12 protein-coding genes and 4 pseudogenes are annotated in these 20,214 nt (G+C 62.1%); 6 read left to right on the forward strand and 10 right to left on the reverse strand.

All coding sequences use genetic code 11. From position 1 onward, the window contains the following. Window positions 1–101: 101 nt before the first annotated feature. A pseudogene (locus tag ACSFA8_RS25635) lies at window positions 102–491 on the reverse strand (transposase); the annotation flags it as partial. Between ACSFA8_RS25635 and ACSFA8_RS25640 the strand changes: the two are divergent. Beyond that, window positions 490–651, forward strand: a pseudogene (locus ACSFA8_RS25640) (IS3 family transposase); the annotation flags it as partial. The pseudogenes ACSFA8_RS25635 and ACSFA8_RS25640 overlap by 2 nt on opposite strands. 30 nt (window positions 652–681) lie before the next feature. Here the strand turns inward: ACSFA8_RS25640 and ACSFA8_RS25645 are convergent. Then, a pseudogene (locus tag ACSFA8_RS25645) lies at window positions 682–935 on the reverse strand (helix-turn-helix domain-containing protein); the annotation flags it as partial. A 238-nt stretch (window positions 936–1,173) separates the two neighbouring features. Here ACSFA8_RS25645 and ACSFA8_RS25650 point away from each other — a divergent pair. Together ACSFA8_RS25650 and ACSFA8_RS25655 are read left to right on the forward strand one after the other, a co-directional pair. Then, the gene (locus ACSFA8_RS25650; protein ID WP_435482281.1) at window positions 1,174–1,638 is read left to right on the forward strand and encodes an SOS response-associated peptidase family protein; all 465 of its coding nucleotides are present in this window, start codon (window positions 1,174–1,176) and stop codon (window positions 1,636–1,638) included. Continuing rightward, the gene (locus ACSFA8_RS25655) at window positions 1,635–1,850 is read left to right on the forward strand and encodes a hypothetical protein (protein ID WP_435482282.1); all 216 of its coding nucleotides are present in this window, start codon (window positions 1,635–1,637) and stop codon (window positions 1,848–1,850) included. Before ACSFA8_RS25650 ends, ACSFA8_RS25655 begins: the two co-directional genes overlap by 4 nt. Window positions 1,851–2,304: 454 nt before the next feature. On the opposite strand, the pseudogene istA reads toward ACSFA8_RS25655, so the two are convergent. After that, a pseudogene (gene istA / locus ACSFA8_RS25660) lies at window positions 2,305–3,074 on the reverse strand (IS21 family transposase); the annotation flags it as partial. Window positions 3,075–3,465: 391 nt separating this feature from the next. On the opposite strand from istA, the gene ACSFA8_RS25665 reads away from it, so the two are divergent. Continuing rightward, entirely contained in the window at window positions 3,466–5,463 is a 1,998-nt protein-coding gene (locus ACSFA8_RS25665; protein ID WP_435482283.1) for a response regulator, read from the forward strand. A gap of 21 nt (window positions 5,464–5,484) precedes the next feature. Here ACSFA8_RS25665 and ACSFA8_RS25670 read toward each other — a convergent pair whose 3' ends face one another. Continuing rightward, a complete protein-coding gene (locus tag ACSFA8_RS25670) occupies window positions 5,485–7,317 on the reverse strand; it encodes a PAS domain S-box protein (protein ID WP_435482284.1) in 1,833 nt (610 codons plus the stop codon). Window positions 7,318–7,483: 166 nt separating this feature from the next. Beyond that, window positions 7,484–7,987, reverse strand: a complete 504-nt coding sequence (locus ACSFA8_RS25675; RefSeq protein ID WP_435482285.1) for a GspE/PulE/PilB domain-containing protein — start codon at window positions 7,985–7,987, stop codon at window positions 7,484–7,486. 431 nt (window positions 7,988–8,418) lie between these two features. On the opposite strand from ACSFA8_RS25675, the gene ACSFA8_RS25680 reads away from it, so the two are divergent. Beyond that, the gene (locus tag ACSFA8_RS25680; protein ID WP_435482286.1) at window positions 8,419–11,508 is read left to right on the forward strand and encodes a bifunctional diguanylate cyclase/phosphodiesterase; all 3,090 of its coding nucleotides are present in this window, start codon (window positions 8,419–8,421) and stop codon (window positions 11,506–11,508) included. 261 nt (window positions 11,509–11,769) lie between these two features. Then, complete coding sequence (locus ACSFA8_RS25685) at window positions 11,770–12,228, forward strand: hypothetical protein (RefSeq protein WP_435482287.1); 459 nt, start codon at window positions 11,770–11,772, stop codon at window positions 12,226–12,228. A 132-nt stretch (window positions 12,229–12,360) separates the two neighbouring features. Here ACSFA8_RS25685 and ACSFA8_RS25690 read toward each other — a convergent pair whose 3' ends face one another. From ACSFA8_RS25690 to ACSFA8_RS25710, 5 genes are all read right to left on the reverse strand, one after another. Continuing rightward, window positions 12,361–13,170, reverse strand: a complete 810-nt coding sequence (locus tag ACSFA8_RS25690; protein WP_435482288.1) for a GSU2403 family nucleotidyltransferase fold protein — start codon at window positions 13,168–13,170, stop codon at window positions 12,361–12,363. Beyond that, window positions 13,167–14,315, reverse strand: a complete 1,149-nt coding sequence (locus ACSFA8_RS25695; protein ID WP_435482289.1) for an RpiR family transcriptional regulator — start codon at window positions 14,313–14,315, stop codon at window positions 13,167–13,169. Before ACSFA8_RS25695 ends, ACSFA8_RS25690 begins: the two co-directional genes overlap by 4 nt. 211 nt (window positions 14,316–14,526) lie before the next feature. Then, on the reverse strand, window positions 14,527–15,753 hold the full coding sequence (locus ACSFA8_RS25700) for a hypothetical protein (protein ID WP_435482290.1): 1,227 nt from the start codon (window positions 15,751–15,753) through the stop codon (window positions 14,527–14,529). Beyond that, window positions 15,746–19,432: an SbcC/MukB-like Walker B domain-containing protein gene (locus ACSFA8_RS25705; RefSeq protein ID WP_435482291.1), complete on the reverse strand. Its 3,687-nt coding sequence runs from the start codon at window positions 19,430–19,432 to the stop codon at window positions 15,746–15,748. Before ACSFA8_RS25705 ends, ACSFA8_RS25700 begins: the two co-directional genes overlap by 8 nt. Next, on the reverse strand, window positions 19,429–20,205 hold the full coding sequence (locus ACSFA8_RS25710) for a DUF4194 domain-containing protein (protein ID WP_435482292.1): 777 nt from the start codon (window positions 20,203–20,205) through the stop codon (window positions 19,429–19,431). Before ACSFA8_RS25710 ends, ACSFA8_RS25705 begins: the two co-directional genes overlap by 4 nt. Window positions 20,206–20,214 lie beyond the last annotated feature (9 nt).

The raw sequence follows: 20,214 nt of genomic DNA on the forward strand, positions 1-20,214 counted from the left end.
GACCTTGAATTCGTCCGTGTACTGCCGTTTCGGCAGCTTGCTATCTCGCATTTCGATTCTCCATACAGCTCAAGTTTCCAACTTTCTTGCTGTACGTGAAATCGAGGCAGGGTCAGGAACTCCTGATGACGATGCCGCGGTTTGCAAGTCGCCAGCACCGCGCCGTTCAGGACGTTCAACGCCGCGAACAGCGTGGTCGTGCCATGGCGCTTGTAGTCATGCGTGACGCCCTCGACGTAGCCCAAGCCCATCGGCAGCATCGGCTGAGTGCGCTCCAACGCCTGGCATTGGCTCTTCTCGTCCACACAGAGCACCAGCGCGTTCTCGGGCGGGCTCAGGTACAGACCCACCACGTCGCGCAGCTTCTCGACGAAGAACGGATCGTTGGACGGCTTGAAGCTCTCCGAGCGATGCGGCTGCAACCCGAAGAGCTGGAAGTAGCGCTGCACGCTGCTCTTGGAGATGCCCGTCTGGGCGGCCACCGAGCGCACGAAGGTCGAACGGATCTACGAGGTACGCTACGACACACGGGCGCAGGCGCGCCTGGACATCGTCGACTGGATCGAGGGCTTCTACAACCGCGTGCGCATGCACACGGCCATCGGATACCTTGCCCCTGTCGAAAGGGAACGCAGCCTCCTGGCTGCGTGACTTGGTGTACGTGGAAACGAGGCAGGGTCACCCGGGTCGCACATCATCGTAGAGCCCGGCAATGCGGCGCTCGATAAGCGAGCACGCCACTTGCCAACCGTAGCCTTGGCCAATTCGAGGCGCTCGGCGATCGAGCTGTTGGCTTCGCCATCAGCGCTACTCAAAACAATGCGAGCTCGCGCGCTCAACGAGGCGGGCAACGAGCGACTCCGTGCAAACGACGTGAGCTGTGTTCGCTCGTCCTCTGTGATCACCAAATCCGCCTTCGGCCTGCCTCTCGTCATCGCGGTATCTCCGTCCCAAAGATATCGCAGAAGCATGCACTATTTATGCCTGTTATTAACGGGACAGAACTAGGTGGGCGTGGAAAAGTGCCTAACGGGTCGGAGCGCGGCTTGTGCCCACCAGTTGCAGCCGGGCAGGCGCACGGTGCGTCCGTCTGAACTGGAAGCTGCTGCCGGCGAGCTGTGGCATACGCAACTTGGCCCTCCGATGCTGCCGCCCAGGGCTGGCCCCGGTAGCATGCAAACCATTGTCAACGCAGGCACCGAGTCGGTTGCAAGTCGCCCCACTTTTCGCGATGCTTGGAAAGATGGTCAGCGCTGCATCATCCCGGCCGCCAGCTTCGATGAAACAATCTGGGAGTCAGGCAAGAACATCTGGTGGCGCCTTAGGCGAGCCGATGGCGCGCCTTGGGACTTGGCTGGCTTGTGGAGTGTTTGGACGGACCCCGCGACGGGCGATGTTCTGAAATACACAATGCTCACGCTCAAGGCCGACTCGCATCCCCTGATGAACCGAATGCACAAGCCAGATCGAAGACTTGCACGCGATAAGCAGGAAAAGCGCAATTTGATCCCTATCCAGCGGAGGGACGTAGACCAGTGGCTCGCCGGCACGGTCGAGGAATCGAAAGCGCTGCTGAAGTTGACGCCATACGAAACCTTTGAAGCGAGTCCTTGGCAACTGACAGGATCAGCAGCATGAGCAACTTCGAGCGCGGCATGCAACGCCTCTATTATGCCTTCTGGGCGCTCTGGACGATCGGTTTTACGGCTGTGGGGCTATACCAGGTGCTTACCGGCTATCGGTTCCATGCAGACGAGATTGCCACGTGGTTCGCACTGGCGATTGTGGCTCCGCCTGCGTTGATGTTGGTGATCCGCTGGGTTTACCGGGGATTCCGCTCGAGAACGTGAACGAGGAATCAGGGGAGATAAGACTCTTCAACTCCCGTGCGCGGGTCGCGCCAAATCTCTCCGGCAACCACCTCCAGCTCGCATGGATCGCCCGTGCGCCAGTGCTGCTGCAGCCGGTGGGCGCACGCCGCAATCCAGACCGCATACCAGCACCGGTGCTGACAAAAATCAGGGTGCTGGAGCTAAACGACCACGGCCTGCTACTGTTGGAGTATGAGGCCTACCCGCCGCGCGGCGCGAAGGGCAACGGGTCCGTGTTCCCGCAGACATGGTGGTGCCTCTTGCGAAATGACGCCGGGTTCGCCCCGGCGTCGGTCAAGGGCGCGCGAGGCTTCGGAGATGGGCCGCTTGATGTCGGCGCACGACAGGCGACGAAGGTGATGTCTGGGCGCGGATACTTCGGGCATGGTCCATTTGGGTTCTTGAAGCAGTGAATCGGTAGGTTGAGCGGGCAGGCTCGCGCGATCCAGATGCGCCGGCGGCTGTCCTGCACGTTCTTCTCGACGACACCCTTCCCCCAACCACTGGCGACGTTGCAGAAGTCGGCATCGAACAGGTAGTGCGCGCACATGACAGCAAAGCGGGCGTTGACGACGCGGCCCTTGCCCTTCTTGACCTTGTCGACGGCCGTCTTCATGTTGTCATAGATGCCCCGGCGCGCGATGCCGCCCAGCGCCGCAAAGGAACGGCTATGGGCCTCGAACAGCATTTCGTGCCCTTGACTCGGGTAGGCCACCAGCCAGAACGCGCGGCTCGCACATAACTTCAGATGCGAGACCTGCATGCGCCGGTAGATCCCGCCCACCACCAGCCCTTCCTCGCTCCAATCAAACTGGAACGCCTCGCCGAGCTCGAAGGCAAGCGGCACGAACGCTTTGGTCGCTGCACCTTGGCCTTCGCCCTGGCGCCAGGCCCGATGAAGTCGGTCAGCCGGCTGTAGTCGCCCTGGTAGCCCTGTGCCCTGATCTCGGCGTGCAGCGCCCGTGCCGTGCGCCGCTCGTGCCTGGGGCGTCGTGCATCGGCGCGCAGAGCCTGGATCAACGCTTCGTGGAAGGCGCTCAGCTTGCCCGAAGCCGCCTCCCGGCGGTACCGAGGCTCGACCTCCGCCGGCGCGTTGGCCCACTTCTTCACGGTTTTGCGCGACAGGCCCGTGCGCTTCGCGATGTCGCTGAACGAGAGAGGGTCGCGGAAATGCATCCGCTTGACCTTGCCAATCATGTCCATGGTGATCACCTGTTCGCCCTGCTGAAATATTCAGCAAGGCAGTTGAGCACCCTGGTCAACTTTGAAATCGGCACACTCCGGTTTAGCTGGTCAGTTTTCGGTCGGCGCCAACAGTCCAAATCCACTTCAAGTCCACACGAATCAAATTTGACCTTTGGGTCACGAGATATCTTGCGAGCCCGACGATCACCGCAGCGCGGTGCCGGAGTGCGGGCAAAGTCCAACCGACAATTTGGGCGATAACACAAAAGGCCACACAAGTCTGTTCGACAACCCGCCTAAGCATCTTGACTGGGCACGTAAGTACCGAATATGTCCAATAGTTCACGTTTCGGCCGTGCTGGCGAGGGTACTATGTGTCACGCAGTTACAAATAACAAAGGGCGCGATTGTGGATGAAGCAGCAATCAAGCAGACGTTTTCCACTTCGACCCACGCCGAATTGTTGCTGCGCGCCATCGAAGCGGTCGAGCTGACGGCTCACCACGCTTTTTTCAGTGCATCGGAATCGAAAGTCGAAGACGCTCAGGCGCCGGGCGCCACCCTCAACGCGCAGCAAATGGAATTGCCGCAACAAGCTGCCCATGGCAACCCCGGCACGCGGGCCTCCATTTGTGCTTCCAACGCCTGTCTCGCATCGTCCATTTCGCTATTGGAGGTCGTTCACACACTCATCGAAGAAACCACCGCGCAGTCCGCCGTCCAGCGGGAATCCCGTTGGAACAAGCTGGCGCTTGACACGAAAACGGCCGGTCGCGCCGCATACCGCGCGGCCCTTGTACTGCTTGGCCCCACAGCCACCCGGTTCGACAGCGAACCGCTCGTGCCCCAAATTGCGGTGCCATCGGTTCATGCCGCACTGACACAGGAGATGAAGGTACAAGCCAAACAACGGATCCTTCGTTCGCATTGGAATCGTGCCAACGCCGCGGGAATTTCCGCCGGGGATCTCATCGAGTTCCTGCGCTCGATGGCCAAGGGGGCTGATAGGGGAGTTCATGGCGCCGTGCCTGCGCCTTCCACATACGGCGAGCGCCCAGCCGCAGCCTTCTCATCAGCAGCAACAAGCCGATTCCACCATTGGGAGCATCAAATGAACCGAATTCTGATTGTCGAAGACGAGGGCATCATTGCCTTGAGCATTAGCAATACGCTCACGCGGCTTGGCTACGACGTCGTGGGCATCGCGGGCTCATGGAAGGAAGCGATCCGGCTGGCCCAGTTGGAGGGACCCGATCTCGTGCTGATGGACATCAACCTCGGCGATGGCCCGGACGGCATCGAGACGGCTGCGCTGATCTCGAACGACGGATTGACGGCGGTCATCTATCTCACGGCGTACTCGGAGGACGCCACCCTGGTGCGGGCGCGGGAGACCGAGCCTTACGGTTTCCTGCTCAAGCCGTTCTCGGAGCGCGAATTGCACGCCACGATTCAGATGGCACTGGGGCGTCTGCGTTGCGACATCGAGCTTGCGGCCAAGGAACAGACCTTTCGCTTGGCGCTCGACGCAGCGGACATGGGCGTCTGGGAGCTGGATATCGAATCCAATCGCTTGGAGCGACATGGGCCGACCCACGGCCCGTTGAGCGTCCTTGGCGACTCTTTCGATGGCAGCTGGGACGGGTTCCTCAACTACGTCGCCCCGGAAGATCGCGACGCGGTGCACCAGGCGCGAACCGATGCGGTGTACCAAGGCGGTCTGATGTCCGTCGAATTTCGTGGTCTGAACGCAAACGGCACGAAGCCTTGGTTGAGAACGCAGGCGCGAATATATGGCCAACCTGGCGCGGCGGCCCCGCAACGTCTGATCGGGGTGACGCAGGACATCGCCTCACAGCGAAGACAAGACGCCGACCTGCATCAAGCGGCGGCCCTCTTTCACGGCACGCACGATGCCGCCTTCATTGCGGATGAGAACCTTCAGTTGTTGGCGGTGAACAAGGCTTTCTCGGTCATCACGGGGCACACCGCCGCTGATGTGATCGGCATGCAGATCGGCAAATGGCTGCTGCGCGCTGACGAGAGCCAGCCGCCTCTCGATCTCATGGCCGTGCTCGATTCGTCCGGTCAGTGGCAGGGCGAATTGGTAGGCATGCGCCAGTGCGGCGTCGAGTTTCCGGCCTGGCTCACTGTGACCCGCCTTCCGGTTCCGGCCGGCGTCGACGAGAAGCGGATCGTGGGGACGTTCTGTGACCTCGCTTCACTGTCCCAGGCAGACGCCCGGAAATTTCATCAAGAGCATTTCGACGCGCTCACGGGTTTGCCCAATCGCTCGCATGGGGTCGAGCAGCTTCAGCTTGGCATCAAGAACGACTTTGTGCTTTGGAGCGCGGCACTTGTGGGCGGTGCCTTTGGCGATCCGATGGGCTCGAAGAATCTGGATTGATGGCTGTCGAGCTGCTGAAGCTCAGTTCTCTGGCGCAAGGGTCAGCGTGAAACAGATGCCGTTCTGGTTGACCACCTGCAGGCTGCCACGCAACTGCGCGGTCATCAAGTAGACCAGTTGCAGCCCCATCGACGGCGCGCGGGCAGGATCAAAGTTCGGGGGCCAGCCGATCCCATCATCCTGCACCGTCAGCTCGATCGGTGAGCCATGGCCGCCCGAAAACTGAACTGAGATCGTGCCGCGCCGCCCGTCCGGAAAGCCGTGCTTGAAGCTGTTGGAAATGAGTTCGTTCAGTACCAGGCCAAACGGAATCGCGCGATCGACGTCGAGTTGCAGCGAGTCGGCCTTGATCTCGATCTGCACCGTGCTTCTGTGGAGGCCGATCAGTCCGGACACCAAGTCGCGGATGTATTCGCCGAAATCGATCTGGGCCAGGTCTTTGCTCTGGTAAAGCTTTTCATGGACGAGTGCCATGGAGCGGATGCGGGACTGGCTTTGCTCGAACACGCGGCGCGTCTCCCCGGCTTCAAGGTAGTCGGTCTGGAGCTGAAGCAGGCTCGAGATCACCTGCAGGTTGTTCTTGACACGGTGATGGACCTCCTTGAGGAGCACCTCTTTCTCGCGCAACGAGGTTTCGAGCACACGCTGGCGCGCCGCCTGCTCGGCCTCGGCAATCGCGCTGGCGGCTTCTACCTTGCTGTTGGCGTCGCGCAGCATCAGTTCGCTGAGCTTGCGCTTGGTGACATCGCGGATGGTGCTCGCAATCAGCAGGCCGTCATTGAGCAGACCGTCGTTGGTCTGGATCGAGCTCAGGCTGATCTCGACAGGAAATTCGGTGCCGTCCTTGCGAAGGCCAAACAGTTCGCGTCCCGCGCCCATCTGCCGCACCTTCGGAAGCTTGGTGAAGGTGGATCGGTGCGCCGGATGCTGATGGCGAAATCGCTCCGGCACCAGCGTGTCCACGGAGTGGCCGAGCAGTTCGTCCTGGCTCCAGCCGAAGAGAGCGATGGTCTGCGAATTGATCAGGACGATTTTCCCGGTCGCGTCGACGATCACCATCGCATCGGGCGCCGACTCGAGCAATTCCCTGAACATGCGCTCCGCCTTGCTTCGCGCTTCCTGCCGCGCAGTGATATTGCGTACCGCGCACATCACCATCGGTCCCTCTTCGGTCGCGAGCGGGCTGATGCGGATCTCGACTGGGAACTCCTCGCCGTCGATGCGCTGGCCAAACAGCTCGAGCCCTGCACCCATGTCGCGCGTGCTCGGATGCGTGAAGAAACTCACGCGACGTCCTCTGTGAATCTTGCTGTAGCGCGGCGGCAGCAGCATTTCGACTGGCTGGCCAATCAACGCGCCGGCGGCGTACCCGAAAAGCTCGCACGCCTGCGAATTGGCAAGCACGACGCGGCCGATCACACTCACGACCAGTATCGCGTCCGGCGCGTGCTCGAGCAGGTCGCCGTACATCGCGTTAACGAGCTTGGTTTCGCGCACGACCTTCAATGCCGTCACGTCCTTGCGGGTGAGGATGAAGTGCGACGCCTGCCCCTCACCGGGCAGGAACTTGGTCGACCCACTGATGTGCAGGAGCATGCCGTCCTTGCGGCATCTCACCGACTCCTCGACGCAAAGACCATTGGCTTCTGCCGCGCGCAGCGTGTCGCTGAAGCTATCCTGCTGATCGGGCGATACGATGAGCGTGTCAAGATGCTGCCCAGCGGCTTCTGCGCTGCTGTAGCCGAAGAGCCTTTCGGCCGCTGCGTTCCAATAGCCCACGGAGCCGGAAGCATCGAGCACGATCATCGCATCGGGATTCTCCAGGAGCGTGTCCACCTCAATCGAATCGTTCATTCAGTCTCGCTTGCGGCAACAGCACAACGGTACCTACCGAGCCTGCCGACGCGCCTCTCAGGGTACTCGCGAATAGCCTAAAAAGGCGCAACTCATTGCACGGTTCCCCGATGAAACAAGACGACTTCGACGACGGGCTTACGACAGCTTGATCGCGAGTCCCTCACTATCGGGCAGCCTGCCGGAACTGAGACGTACGCGAAGCGACAGATCCGTTTTCGAATCCGAGGCTGGGCTTGTCGCCCGCGCGCGACTCGATGTGGATGTCGGAGGCGCCCAGGTCGAAGGCGTCCATGATCATCTTGTTGATCAGCCGCACCAGCGTGTTGTCGGACTCGGTCACCGGCTCGTTCGCGGCGAAGGCCTCCATCGCGCGCGCCTGCTGTGCCAGATCCGGCACCAGTTCGGTGATCTTGTCGCCATCGGCATGCACGCCGTAGAACTGGGCGATGGCGGCGACCAGATCCTCGCGCGGCGCGATCGCCGGGTCGACCTTCAGCCCGGTAAAGAATTTCAGCTCGTGCAGCGCCTCCCACGACAGCGGGTTGTCGAAGGCCACCGCCAGGCGGTTGTTGGAACGGTAGAGTGGCATCGCCATGTGCTTGCGCGCCAGCTCGGCCGACACCATCTTGATCGCGTTCGGGTCGTATTGGAAGCGCGTGAGATTCACCGCAGGAACCCCTGGTCGCGGCCACTCGCTGCTCACGCGCAACGGGCAGTGGCCGTCGCTGAAGCCGGTGGGGCGGGCTGTTGGCCGGAACACGAGGGCACCGACGCGCAGTGATCACAGCGCCACTCAAGCTGGCGGTCGTCACCGCCTGTGGGTGGACGGCTCCCAAGTTCCTATGAGGGTGCTAAGAAGCTTGCGGCCGTGGGAGACGTAGCAGTGCGGGTTCGTCTTGATACCGAAATATCTTCGCTTGACAACTGGCCCGGTCAGACAAGCAATGCTTTCGCGCTACAGCCGGCAAGCGTCTGAGTGTGCGTGAGCGAGATCACCGGCTGCCTGGATGGGGCGCCGTGCCCTATTTCGTGAAATCGGGCGTCGACAGTGGGCCGATCCGGATGGTGTTCGCGTGCGAATCCCACCATGCTGGGTAAGTGACAGAATTTAACGAGTTCGGCGCAGCGGCGTTGTTGCCGGCCGCGAAACGGGCGCGCGTGTGCGACGGTGCAGGCACGCAGATCGCGTCCGTCTTCGCCCTACTCGGCGCGACCAATGAGGCCGTGCTGCGCGCGAGCACGGTCGAGGAGCTGTTCCGGCGCGTGTGCAGCGCGGTCCTGGAAGACGGTAAATTCCAGGTAGTGGCCGTGTGCACGCCGGACCCGGTCACCGGGCGCCTCGAGATCGTCGCCGTCGCGGGTGCGTTCGCGACGGACATCGATGGGGGTCTCTTCGCCTCGGTTGACGCGTCCTCGCCGGACGCTCAGAGCCTGGCGGTCCAAGCCTACCGCAGCGGCGTGACGATCACCAGCAACGACTTTCCCACGGAACGGCGCATCGCGCCCCGGGACCCTCAGTGCGAGGAGACCGGTGTCGCCTCTGTCGCGGCCCTGCCCCTGCGCAGCGAGGGTCGCGTGGCTGGCGTACTGGCGCTCTACTGCGAAAGGTTGGGCGAGTTCGACCCGCAGACCCTCGTGCTGGTCGAGCGCATGGCGCAGAACATCGGCTTCGGCCTCGAGAAGCTCGAGCGCGATTCCCGAAGACGGCGGGCCGAAGATCTACTGCGAGACAGCGAGCAACGCGTCCGCAGCGTGCTCGAGGGCATGGAGGACGGCTATTACGAAGTCGACCTGCGCGGGCGCTACCTCTATGTGAATGAGGCGTTCGTGCGGCTGCTCGGCTACAGCGCGCAAGAACTTGAGGGCCTGGGCAACCGGGCGCACCAGTCGCCGGAGATGACCAAAGAGGTGGCCAAGACCTTCAAAGAGGTCTACCGAACCGGCGAGCAACAGAAGGCGCGGCACTGGGAGTACGTACACAAGGACGGCAGGGTCGTGCGCGTGGAGGGCTCCGTCAACCTGCTGCGCGAACCTGGCGGCGAGTGCATTGGCTTCTTTGGCATGCTGCGTGACATCACTGCGCGCACCCGCACCGAGCTGGCGTTGCGGGTCAGCGAGGAAAAGTACCGCACCATTGTTCAGTCGATGGGCGATTCGTACTTCGAGGTCGACTTGAGGGGACGTCTCACGCTCGTCAACCCGGCCTTTGGCGCGATGCTAGGGCGTCCCGTGGAAGATCTGGTCGGACGCTGCTACCGGGAACTTCACACCGAAAGCGCCGCCGTCCAGGTATCCGAGGTGTTTCGCTCGGTCTTCGCCACGCGCCGCACGGTGACCGGCTTTGACTGGGAGATGCTGCACCGGGACGGCCGCGTCGTGATGGGCGAAGGCCTGGTGCAACCGGTCTTCGACGAGCACGACCGGGTGTCGGGCTTTCGTGGCACGCTGCGCGACGTCACAGAGCGCCGGCGCAACGAGCAGGCGCTGCGTCGCAGCGAGCAACGCTTCCGGGCGCTGGCCCATCTCTCGACCGACTGGTTCTGGGAACTCGACACCGACCTGCGCTATCGCAGTCTGGCCGGGCGCGGCGGCGTGGTGCCAGCCGCGCGCGACAATTACGTCGGGCGGTTCGCCTGGGAAACGGCGCTCACGGTCCAGGCGCCCCGCACCTGGGCGATGGTGCGGGCCCAGATGGAAGCACGCGAGGCGTTCCGCGACGTTGTCATGTTCCGCACGCTCAACAACGGCCGCCTTTATTTCCTAAGCGTGAGCGGCGAGCCTGTGTTCAGCGAGGGCGTGTTTGAGGGCTATCGCGGCATCTCGCGCGAGATTACAAAGGAGAAACGGGCTGAGAACCGCATCCAGTTCCTGGCGACCCATGACGCACTCACCGGTCTGCCCAACCGCCTGATGTTCAGCCAGTTGCTGACCGGTGCGATCCGCGACGCGCAGCGCGTCGGCGCCAGTTTCGCCGTGCTGTTCATTGACCTGGACCGCTTCAAGTTCGTCAACGACACGCTCGGCCACGATGCCGGCGACACGTTGCTGCAAGAAATCACCGGCCGATTCCGCGATGCGCTGGGCCCGGCGCACGTGCTGGCGCGGCTGGGCGGCGACGAGTTTGTGGCGCTGTTGCAGGACGACCAGGGGCAGGCTGGCGTCGCAGCGGTGGCTGCCCGGCTGCTCGCGGCCGCGTTGCAGCCGCTCGTCCTGCATGGGCAGGAATGCCGCGTGAGCGCCAGCATCGGCGCGGCACAGTACCCCGCGCACGGCGACGACGAGCGCACCTTGATGAAAAATGCGGACGCTGCGATGTACTTCGCCAAGGACACCGGCAAGAACAACCTGCAGTTCTATTCCGAGGGCATCTGCGCGCGCTCGCTCGAGCGCTTGGCCATCGAAAGCCGGCTGCGCACTGCGCTCGAGCGCAACGAACTCAGCCTTCATTACCAGGCGCAGATCGACCTCGCGACCTACGCTATCGTGGGCGTGGAAGCCCTGCTTCGCTGGAACCATCCGGATCTGGGTTCGGTGTCGCCCCTGCGCTTCATCGGCATCGCGGAGGAGACCGGGCTGATCGTGCCCATCGGCAAGTGGGCGTTGCGCGAAGCTTGCCGGCAGAGCATGGCCTGGCAGCGTGCCGGCTTGCCCTCGATCTGTATGGCGGTCAACCTGTCGGCGCGGCAGTTCCAAGACGAGCGGTTTCTGCCCAATCTGGCCGCAGTGCTCCGCCAGACCGGCCTGCCGCCGCATCTGCTGGAGCTGGAAATCACCGAAGGCATGGTGGCGCAGAACCCCGAAACTGCCGCGCAATTGCTGCATGCGATCAAGGCGATGGGAGTGCGCCTGGCCATCGACGATTTCGGCACTGGTTATTCCTCGCTGGCACAGCTCAAGGCCTTTCCGATCGACACGCTCAAGATCGACCGCTCCTTCATTCACGAGGTCGTCACCAGCCCGCAGGATAAGGCGATCACACAGGCGATCATCGCGATGGGCAAGAGCTTGTCGCTCACCGTGGTGGCCGAGGGCGTGGAGACTTTCGAGCAAGAGCAGTTCCTGCGCCAACAGAAATGCGACCGCACGCAGGGTTACTTCTTCAGCCGCCCGGTGTCCCCCGAGGCCTTTGCGAATCTGCTGGAGAGCCACGAGTGGCGCCGCCAGCAGCTCTCGTTGCGGGCAGACTGAACTTCGGCTGCCGAGCAGCGCAGCCACCGGCGTGGGCTGCACTCGGCTCAGGCGAGCGCGCAGCGTGGGAACGGTGCGATCCCGCGTTGAACTGCTCGTGGTATTGCACCCGGTCTGTGCGGGCCTTCAAAGGGCGCTACGGTCAAAAATCCGGCACGGGATCGACAAGGATTCCACAACGCGACCACGATTCTTTGACCGAGGTCAACCTTTCCTTTGATGCATCCGCTCACACTGCGGCAACCGAAACGAGGAGTTGCCATGGAATCGCCGGATCTCGAACTGATAAAAAAGGCGCTCTCCTTGATCGAGGAGGCGATCAATGGGCGTTTGCATGCAGCGTCGGCCGTTCCATATTTTGCACCTACCGACATTGGCGGCCTGCCCCCAGCCGTGCAAGAGGCCGAGATGCGGAATGAGGAGCAGATCAACTACGGAAATCGTGTCCGAGCCGGTGTTCACCTAAGCCTGGCCAGCGCTTCAGCGGCGCTAAATGGTTGTGCGCTACTGATGGAGGATTACTCACAGAAGAAGCACACCGAGCGCCAGGCGGATATGGAACGTGGCGGGGCGAATGCCCAGTCGGCGAGAGATTTGGCCGCGCGCGCATCGGCGGTTCTCTTCGGACGAGAATCTCCGAAGTTGGATACCGGGACTGAAATCAAGAAGCTGACCGGAGCCTTTTACCAGCGCTTCAGTCACCTGCGAGGGCCCCGGTAGTCAGTTCCGCATGGAGGCGCTTGCGCCTGCACATGACCGCGCGGCTTTCGGCTGCGGCAGCGATCCGCTTGCCAAGTATCTGCGAGAGCAAGCGTCGCAGGCCATGCGGCGCCGCACCAGCGGGATCACCTGTCAGCCAAGAATGATCGAAAAAGCGTACGCACAGGTCGCTTGAATTCGCTCTGCCGATAGATTGCGATCCGTTGGAATCCGCGCCGCGGTCCGCGTGAGGTCGTTGACTTGCAAGAACGTGTCCTGGACCCGCTCCTGCACGATCTCGCTCGACTTGCCCAGCGCCGGCTTGATGTGGGCAACCCAATGCGCATGCATCTCGGGCAACAGTGCGCCAAACAACTCGATGGTGTCGTAGACATAAAGCATGTCCTGGGCTTTTTTCGCCGCTGGTCGATCGTTCTGGATCAGAAACTTCTGAACCATGAAGCAAAGCGGGTGCGCCACTAGAATGTCCGTGCGCGACGACAGAGGGACGCCATTTTTCGGATCCAAAGTAATCACCCAAGGATCGACGAGGAGGATGTCCAGATGACGAATCTTCTGGGCCACGATGCCCGCTTTCAAGAGCGTGGCGTCGGGTTTGCCGTTGCGTCTGGTTCCGCTGCCGGCCAACGGAGTAAGGAACTCTGCATAAAAACCGCTCCCTGCGTTTCCGAGTGTGTAATGCGCCGCCGGCGGCGTGTGGTCGCCGCCCAGTACTTCTTGGAAACCATGCGCGATAAGTGTCGTCTTGATATCGCCTGCGATCACCTCTCTGTTGGCGAATGCCAGGTCGGTGTCCCGGGTGAACACCGGTTGGTAGTCGAGCGCGTTGGCCCTCGGGTCCAGCCGGTGGAGACGATGGGCCCAACCCCCGATGAAGATCAATTGCTGGCGCCACGGATCTAATGCCTGAACCAGCTTTGCAAAAGCTTCCAGGTCGTTCATGGCGCTCCTCGCTCGATCATCGGACGGAGCACCTTGTCATAGACGTGCTGGGCCTGCTCTGCGCCGCGGGACGGATGGTTCGCGACATCCAGCCATATCTGAATAACATCGGAAACGGCCATGCCCTCCCGGTGAACGGCCCCCCGGAACGTGGATTCGGGAAAAGAGGCCTGCCGCAAGATGAAGTCTGGACGCTCCTGAGGAGAGGCAGCCAGCCCAGGCCAACCAGCGGCACCCGGGCGTGGCAGCTTCCGCACGTAGACATAAGCCGGCACACCGCTCACGTGATCGATATGCAGTGTGTCGGCGGCAGCGAACAGTCCGAGACAAGCGTCTTCTGAGTGTTGTCTGAGAACTGCTTGGATCTGCTGCTGAACCGGTGCCCGAAGTAAGAACCGCATGGGCACTTCGAGACGCGGGCGCATGGCCGCCGCGCGCCACCGGCGAAACAGTTCTTCGCGGCGGACCAGGACGATTTGCGAGGACGAATCGTCCAGGAAGCCCTCATTGCTCAGTTGGCTGAGGAATCTGGATGCACTCATGGCGGAGACCTGTGCAGCTTCGGCAAGGTCTGCGCCGCTGCGATAGGCCCCGCGGGGCGCACCAATCAGGCATTCAGGCAGCTCGCGAGCCAAAAGGGCTTTGAGCATCCACTGGCTGAGATCTGAAAAGAGATTCACGGCCTGGGGCACGATGGGCGCCGCGTTGCGGGCTCTTTCACCTGGCATTGCATTCAACCCCTCAAGCCCAGGTCCACGAAAGAGCCTGACGCCGTCTTCCGACACGATGCCGAACGACACGTCGCGGGCGTACCGTTCAGCAAATGCCTCCACATGTCGCAGCAGCGAAGGTGAGGCCTCTGTAACGCAGATCACCGCCAGAGGCAGTGCGTTGCCCAACTCCTCGGATGCGACGTGCGATTGAAGTATGGCCTGAGACAACAGCGGGATCACACGGTCGTGGCGGCCTTCCGAAAGCGCCTTGACTTGGACCGCAAAGCGCGTCGCTCCTTGCGCAACGATGAGGTCCGGTCCGCCCGCATCTCTATGGGGCGGGACTATCACCTTCCATGCATGCGAGCGGAAAAGATCGGACACGAACTCTTCGGCATGGCCCCCTCCCTTTTTGCTTGCACGAGAAGACAACACATTCGCTCCTTGTTAGATCTAACACGGACATTGTATCTAGTTTGGCCGTGGTAGTAAGCATGGCCATGTTATTTGTCAAGATCGAGGGTTCGGGAATCGGCCGCCGCTCCGGCAGGTAAAGGCGAGACGCAGTACGCCTGCCGGCGCAGCCGTCCACATGTGCGCATTGAGACAACTCCCCGGGCATAGCTGCGATCCGCGGACTACATCACTCTTCGGCGGCGCCGAACCACTCTTGATCGACAAATCGACCGTGCTGCCTCATGCTGGGCAGCAACATGTCATCAGCAAACTCGCAACCCGTCGAGCCGGGATCGATCTGACGCCCTTTGGATGCCATTTCCGGCGAATGGCCACCGCCAGAAGAAAGCACTGAGATCAATTCGCCATAGCCAGGCTTCCAGGCGTGAGCTTCTGCGAACACATCCCGAAGGCTTGTCAGAATTTGCATGCCGGAAAAGTCGAGATCGCCGAAAAAATACACCGGCAACTTTGACCGTCCGAACAACCACGCGTCGACCGCTTCAAGTCCATCCGCTGTGGAAGCGTTCATCTCCATAGCCTCACCATGAGTCGCGCGGACATACAGCCGACAGCCTTTTCGGTGTCGGAGCCGCTTCGCGCTGCCCTTGAACCCTGCGGCGTAGATTAACAAGCTGCGCGTCCAACCCGCACGCCGAGCGTCTGCCATTCGTTCGAAGGTCACCAGGTTCTCGATGAACAGCACTTCATCGAACGACGCCGGAATGTCGACAAGCAGTTGGATCGGAGCGTCCCAGAACTGGCCCGACGCCGCGCCTAGAAGACGCAGCAGTTCATCGCGGCTATCGAGCACTTTGGAGCGGCCATGGAAGACGCGCGCGGACGCCTCACGCAATGGCAGTGATATCCCCGAGGCGCACAAGTCGCGTAGGGATTGAAGACTTCGCATCGCCTCCTCAGTGGGCACGGCTGACAGGGCCGAGACAGGATTACGGATCAGGTACTCAAGCAGCTCATCCTTACTTCCAAACGCTGTGGCGTCCCAGTGCGAAGCCAGATGTGCCAACAACTTGTGCTGCCATTTGTCGCTCAGCCGCTCGTACTCAGCCCAGGTAGCCAAGGCGTCGAAGTCGACCAGCTCGAGTTGTGGCTTTCGGTCATCAAAGCCGGCGAACTCTCGCTCGCGGGACAACACCAGCCGAACCCAGCCTGTAGCGCACAGCTCCCGCAACAGCAATTCGAGCCTTTGTACCGCCTCAGCTTCGACCTGGTCGTACAACTCAGGCAGTTCCCTGCGATCCAGCTTCAAGCGGACAGAACGCGGACTGGTCACGGTCTCACCGACGGAGCGTTCAGCCTTCGCCAGCAAGCGAGTCGTGATTCGCAGCAGCAGGGCATGTCGTGGCGGCAAGACCAGGCCCTGCACGGATGCGGTCTGAGCGGTGTCACTCATCCGGGCCTACCGACCCTCGCGTCATTTCATCGTCTCGCGCGGAGGGCTTGATACCTTGACCCTTCTGCATCGCCTCATGCGCCAAGCGTCCCGATTCTCGCGCTTGGGCGGCATGCTCCGCCCATAGCCTCGACAACGGCTCCCGCTTGAGGGTCTTCTCCTGCACCTCGCTGACAAACAGCTCGGTTCCGTCACGCGAGGCCAGCACCTTGGAGAAGGTGAACTCCTTGTCGAACTCAGGCTTGACGGCGCCCGACTTGGACGTTGGCATTGCGACAACCAGTTGCAGGCCCAGCGTCTTCGAGAGGAACTGCAGCACGCTGCGCGACCGCGATTCGTCCATCTTCGAGAATGCCTCGTCGGACAACATCAGCCGCAGAGCTGGTGCTCCACGCCTGTCACGCCCGAAGTGGCCGAGAGCGTGAGCCAACACGGCGGACCGGATGACGTAAAAAGGCGTCTCGAGCTCTCCGCCCGAGCCCGTACCCCAGGTCGAAAGCTTCGTCTGCCCCACTGGGCTGTGGCGAATGATGTCGTAGCGCCGGTAGTTGCGATAGTCGGCCAACTCCTTCAGCGCGCGCTCCGAAGCGCCCTGATCATTGGCCAGCAGCAAGCGCCGAATTTCTCCCGCCGTCTCGCGGTGTTCGTCACTTAGGCGGGATGAGTCGAAGATCGATCCGTGGTCTTTTTCGAACGTGTCGACCAGCCCTTCCATCGCTTCGAAGAACTCGAAAACCTTCTGCAGTCGTGGCACCCAGGCCCACTCAAGCTGATAGTTGTCTGTCCCGAACTGAATGTCTTTCAGATGCCGGTTGAGTTTCTGCAAGGTGGATGCGCCCTGGCGCACTTCATCCCGAACTTTGAAGCAGAAACTGGTGGTGAATACCGCGTTGAAACTAGTCTCCGCCTCTTGCAAGCGCTCCAGGTTTTCGGCCAGGCCGATCGAGCGCTGGCGGCGCGCCTGCTCTTCCGCTGTCTTGCGCAGCCCGAGCACCGGCAACAACATTTCCTCGATACGGTCAAATGACTTGGGAGGGTCGAGGTATACAAAGCGCTCCTGGTCGTTGCGCACGCCCATCAAGTAAGTGTGCACGCTGGATCCCACCTCGCGCAGCGTCGCAGGCAAGCCGGAGTTCATAACGCCGATCCGGTGCCTCAGGGCATCCAAGCTGACGTCGGCGCTGTCAGCCAGTGCCTTGGCTTCGTCGATCAACTGGGCTTCGGTCGCCAGTTCCGACGCACCCTGCACGAAACGTGGTGCCCACACAATGGCGTTTGTTCGGTCCGCGTGCAGCGCCGGAAGCCGCTCCAGTAGGCCTTTCTCGCGCAGACCGAGATCCTTGAGCGTCTTGTTGTTCTCGCCGACCTGAAGCATTTCGGTGTCGTAGGCATCCCTGCCGGCCTGGATGCGCTGGCCAAGTGCCTTCCGCTCGACCTCCAGTGCTTCGATCGACGACAAGTCCAGCGCCTCCAGCGATCGGGCTGCGCTGGAGTACTGAAGCTGACTGGACAACACCGCCTCCATCAGCGGCGCGAAGGCAGTGAATGACACGCCCGAGAACATCCGCGACACGGCACCAAGGGAACGGTGGAGGCCGTCGAGGCTGTCAATGGCCTTGTCCAGGCGCGACACATCCTGCTCGCACCAGAGCATGCGGCGCCTGCGCGTCGCTTCGCCGAAGGCCAGATCCTGGTCCGGCGCCCGGCACGCGAACATGCCGTAGCCCCGGCTGCCGATGCCCTCCTCCATCAACCCCTGCGACGTGCGCGCAAGTTCGTCCTCGGTGTCCACCTTGCGCACCTTCCCGTACTGGGCCAAGACGAACGCCTTGGCCACGGGATGCGTGCACACCAATTCGTGCATGACGGCCTTGACGTCGAGCACACGCCCTCGCGTGTCTTCGATTGCCTTGCTGCCTTGCACCACCTTGGGAGAGCGCTGCGCGAACCTGCGCTTCACTAGCCTGGTGCAAGCGGCTTCGAAGCCGGCCTCGACGATCAGCGCAAAACGGTCACCACCCATGTAGCCTTCGATAGCGTTCTGCCAGGTCGTGCCGGACTTGGGCTCGACCAGCTGCGACAAGATGTTCGGCCGTGCTTGTGGCAGCTCGCGCTCCAGCAATTCCAGCGCGACGCGCACGGCATCCGGCGCCGGTGACCTGCCGGCCTGGAGGTTGCGCAGTTCGGCGTCTCGCTGTGTGCGTTCGTCTGCAAGCAAAGCACGCTGTTGGCTGGCCTGTGCCATCGCCGTGACGACTGCGCCCGACAGCGACTCGTCGTGGCCCCGTATGCCGTATTCCAGGCGCGCCAGGTCGGCGTCGAAGCTCTCCAGTTCAAAAGCCGGAAAGTCGGCGTCGAGCTTCGCTTCCCGGCCCAGCTCGGCAGCGATTGCAGGCCAGGGGCGCAATACGGCGTGCGCCGTCGGCCTGAGCGCAGCGACTGCAACCGCCAGGTGTGGTGCTGCCGTGAGGTCCAGGCCAAGCAACTGTTCCAGTTGAGCGGCCAGCCGCGCCGTCGCGTCTGCTGCAGTCATCGTGGCGGCCCAATGGCTGCGGAATTGCTCTTGGAGGGTTCGAACTTCGCTTTCCAGGGCGGCCTTGCGCTGCGCCACGTCGCTGGTCGCCAGCTGGGTTTGCACGGCGAACAACTGCTCCTCCAGTTGCTTCTGGCCGTCGCGTAGGTTCTGCAGGCGTTCTTCGAGCAGCAGGTTGCGCTTGACCTGCAACGCCATCTGACGCCGCACCGACTCAAGCTCCCCCTCGGCATCGTCCACCGCTCGCATCCCATGCGCAATGGTGGTCACGACGAAGCGCCGCGACTCGTCCAGCACGCGCCCAGCCGCCGTGGCAACAACTTCGAGCCGCTCGATGTTGAGTTGCAGCCGCTCGGCCTCGGCCTTCAGGCTGGCCATCGAGCGCATCAGCTCGCGCATCTTGTCCAAGTCGCGGCTGAAATCGTGGGCATCTAGGATCTCGTCACGCACCAGGTCGTTGACGTTGCCCAGTTCCTTGTACGCCATTGCTTTGACGATGGACTTGGCAGCCCTGAAGGCCTCGGCCTCCGAAACGGCCGTCTTGCCCATCATGGCGCCATACAGGTGCGTCAGATAGCTCGTCTTGTCCTCGAAGCGCTGCACCACCTCGGGGCCTACGCGCAGCTGATGCTGCAAGTACAGGTACAGGTCCTTCGGCTGGATCGGTGCGGGCTGCATGTCGGCCACGGCACGGTGCAGCAGGTGCGCCAGACCCAGGGGCCGGCGAACGATAAAGAAAAGGCTCTTGCCCAGCGTGGCTTTGGCCGCATCTTCATGGGCGTCCACGCCGACCAACGCAGTAAAGGGCAGATCCTTCTCGCCCGCGCTTTCAGAGGCTTCGAAAACCAGGGCCACATAGCTGATCGATCGCTTGCGCAAGAAGACACCATCGGCTTGCTGCCCCAGCGCGTAGGCCGCCAGCGTACGCGGTTCCTTACCGCCCCGGCGGCTTTGCGTCGATTCGTCCTGGCCGATGTTGAACTGCACCAGATGCTGGTGAGCAGCCGTTAGCAAGGTCTGGATCGAATCCAGCAGCGTCGACTTGCCGGAGCCGGACTCGCCCGTCAGCAGCACCGCGTCCGAGAAGACCCACTCCCGGCTTTCCAGGGAACCCCACTGCCAGGTGATCAGCTTGGAGATCCTCAAAGCAGCCTGCCTTGTGAAAGAACTGCTGCACCAGCGTCTCCGACTACAGGCGGCACAACTGCCTTTGGATCGACGCCTGCTGCTGCCAGGCTTCCAGCATCGCGCTCTCCTGTTCGCGACGATCGCGCGGCAGCAGCCTGACCCGCGATTGTCAGCGCATCGTCCAAAGCCTCATCACTTACGTAGCTCATGACTGGACGCAGAACGCTCAGCAACATCTCCATGCTGCCAGCGCCCTCGCCGTCGTTGAAGCGCACGATGCGGTGTTTGCGCAGGTCGCGCAACAAGCCAAGTCGATCAGCGTTCGAAGCCGGCAACGAGTGTGCCAACAACGACACCACCGCCTGCGACAACTCCTCCAGACTGATCACCAGCACTTCATTAACGAGTTCGCGCTTGCCGGTGAGGGCCTCCGTGTAGAGGAAGCGCAGGGCGATGGCAGCGGCGACAAAGTCACGTGACAGCCGAGCCTTCAGTCGCTTGACCCCGTCGTCGTCGCCATCGCCGCCTTCGCCCGGTGGATACAGCCGAAAGATGGTGGCGTCGGCATCGTGGGTTAGCACAAAGCCGGTGGCGGCAAAGTACTCTCGTAGCAGCTGCTCGCACTGGGCTGCGTCGTCATACAGCTCTGCCTCGGGACGCGAAAATTCGCGCCAAAGAATGCCTGAGGACAGCAACCGGCCGGCCAACTCGGCGAATCTGTCGGCCTTAACACCACCGGCTCCTTCGGTCCGAAGGCGCTCGTCCAAGTATTGTTGCAGTGACTGAATCATTGCCGTGGG

The sequence above is a fragment of the Variovorax nitratireducens genome (assembly GCF_051216545.1).
Classification (GTDB): Bacteria; Pseudomonadota; Gammaproteobacteria; order Burkholderiales; family Burkholderiaceae_C; genus Variovorax.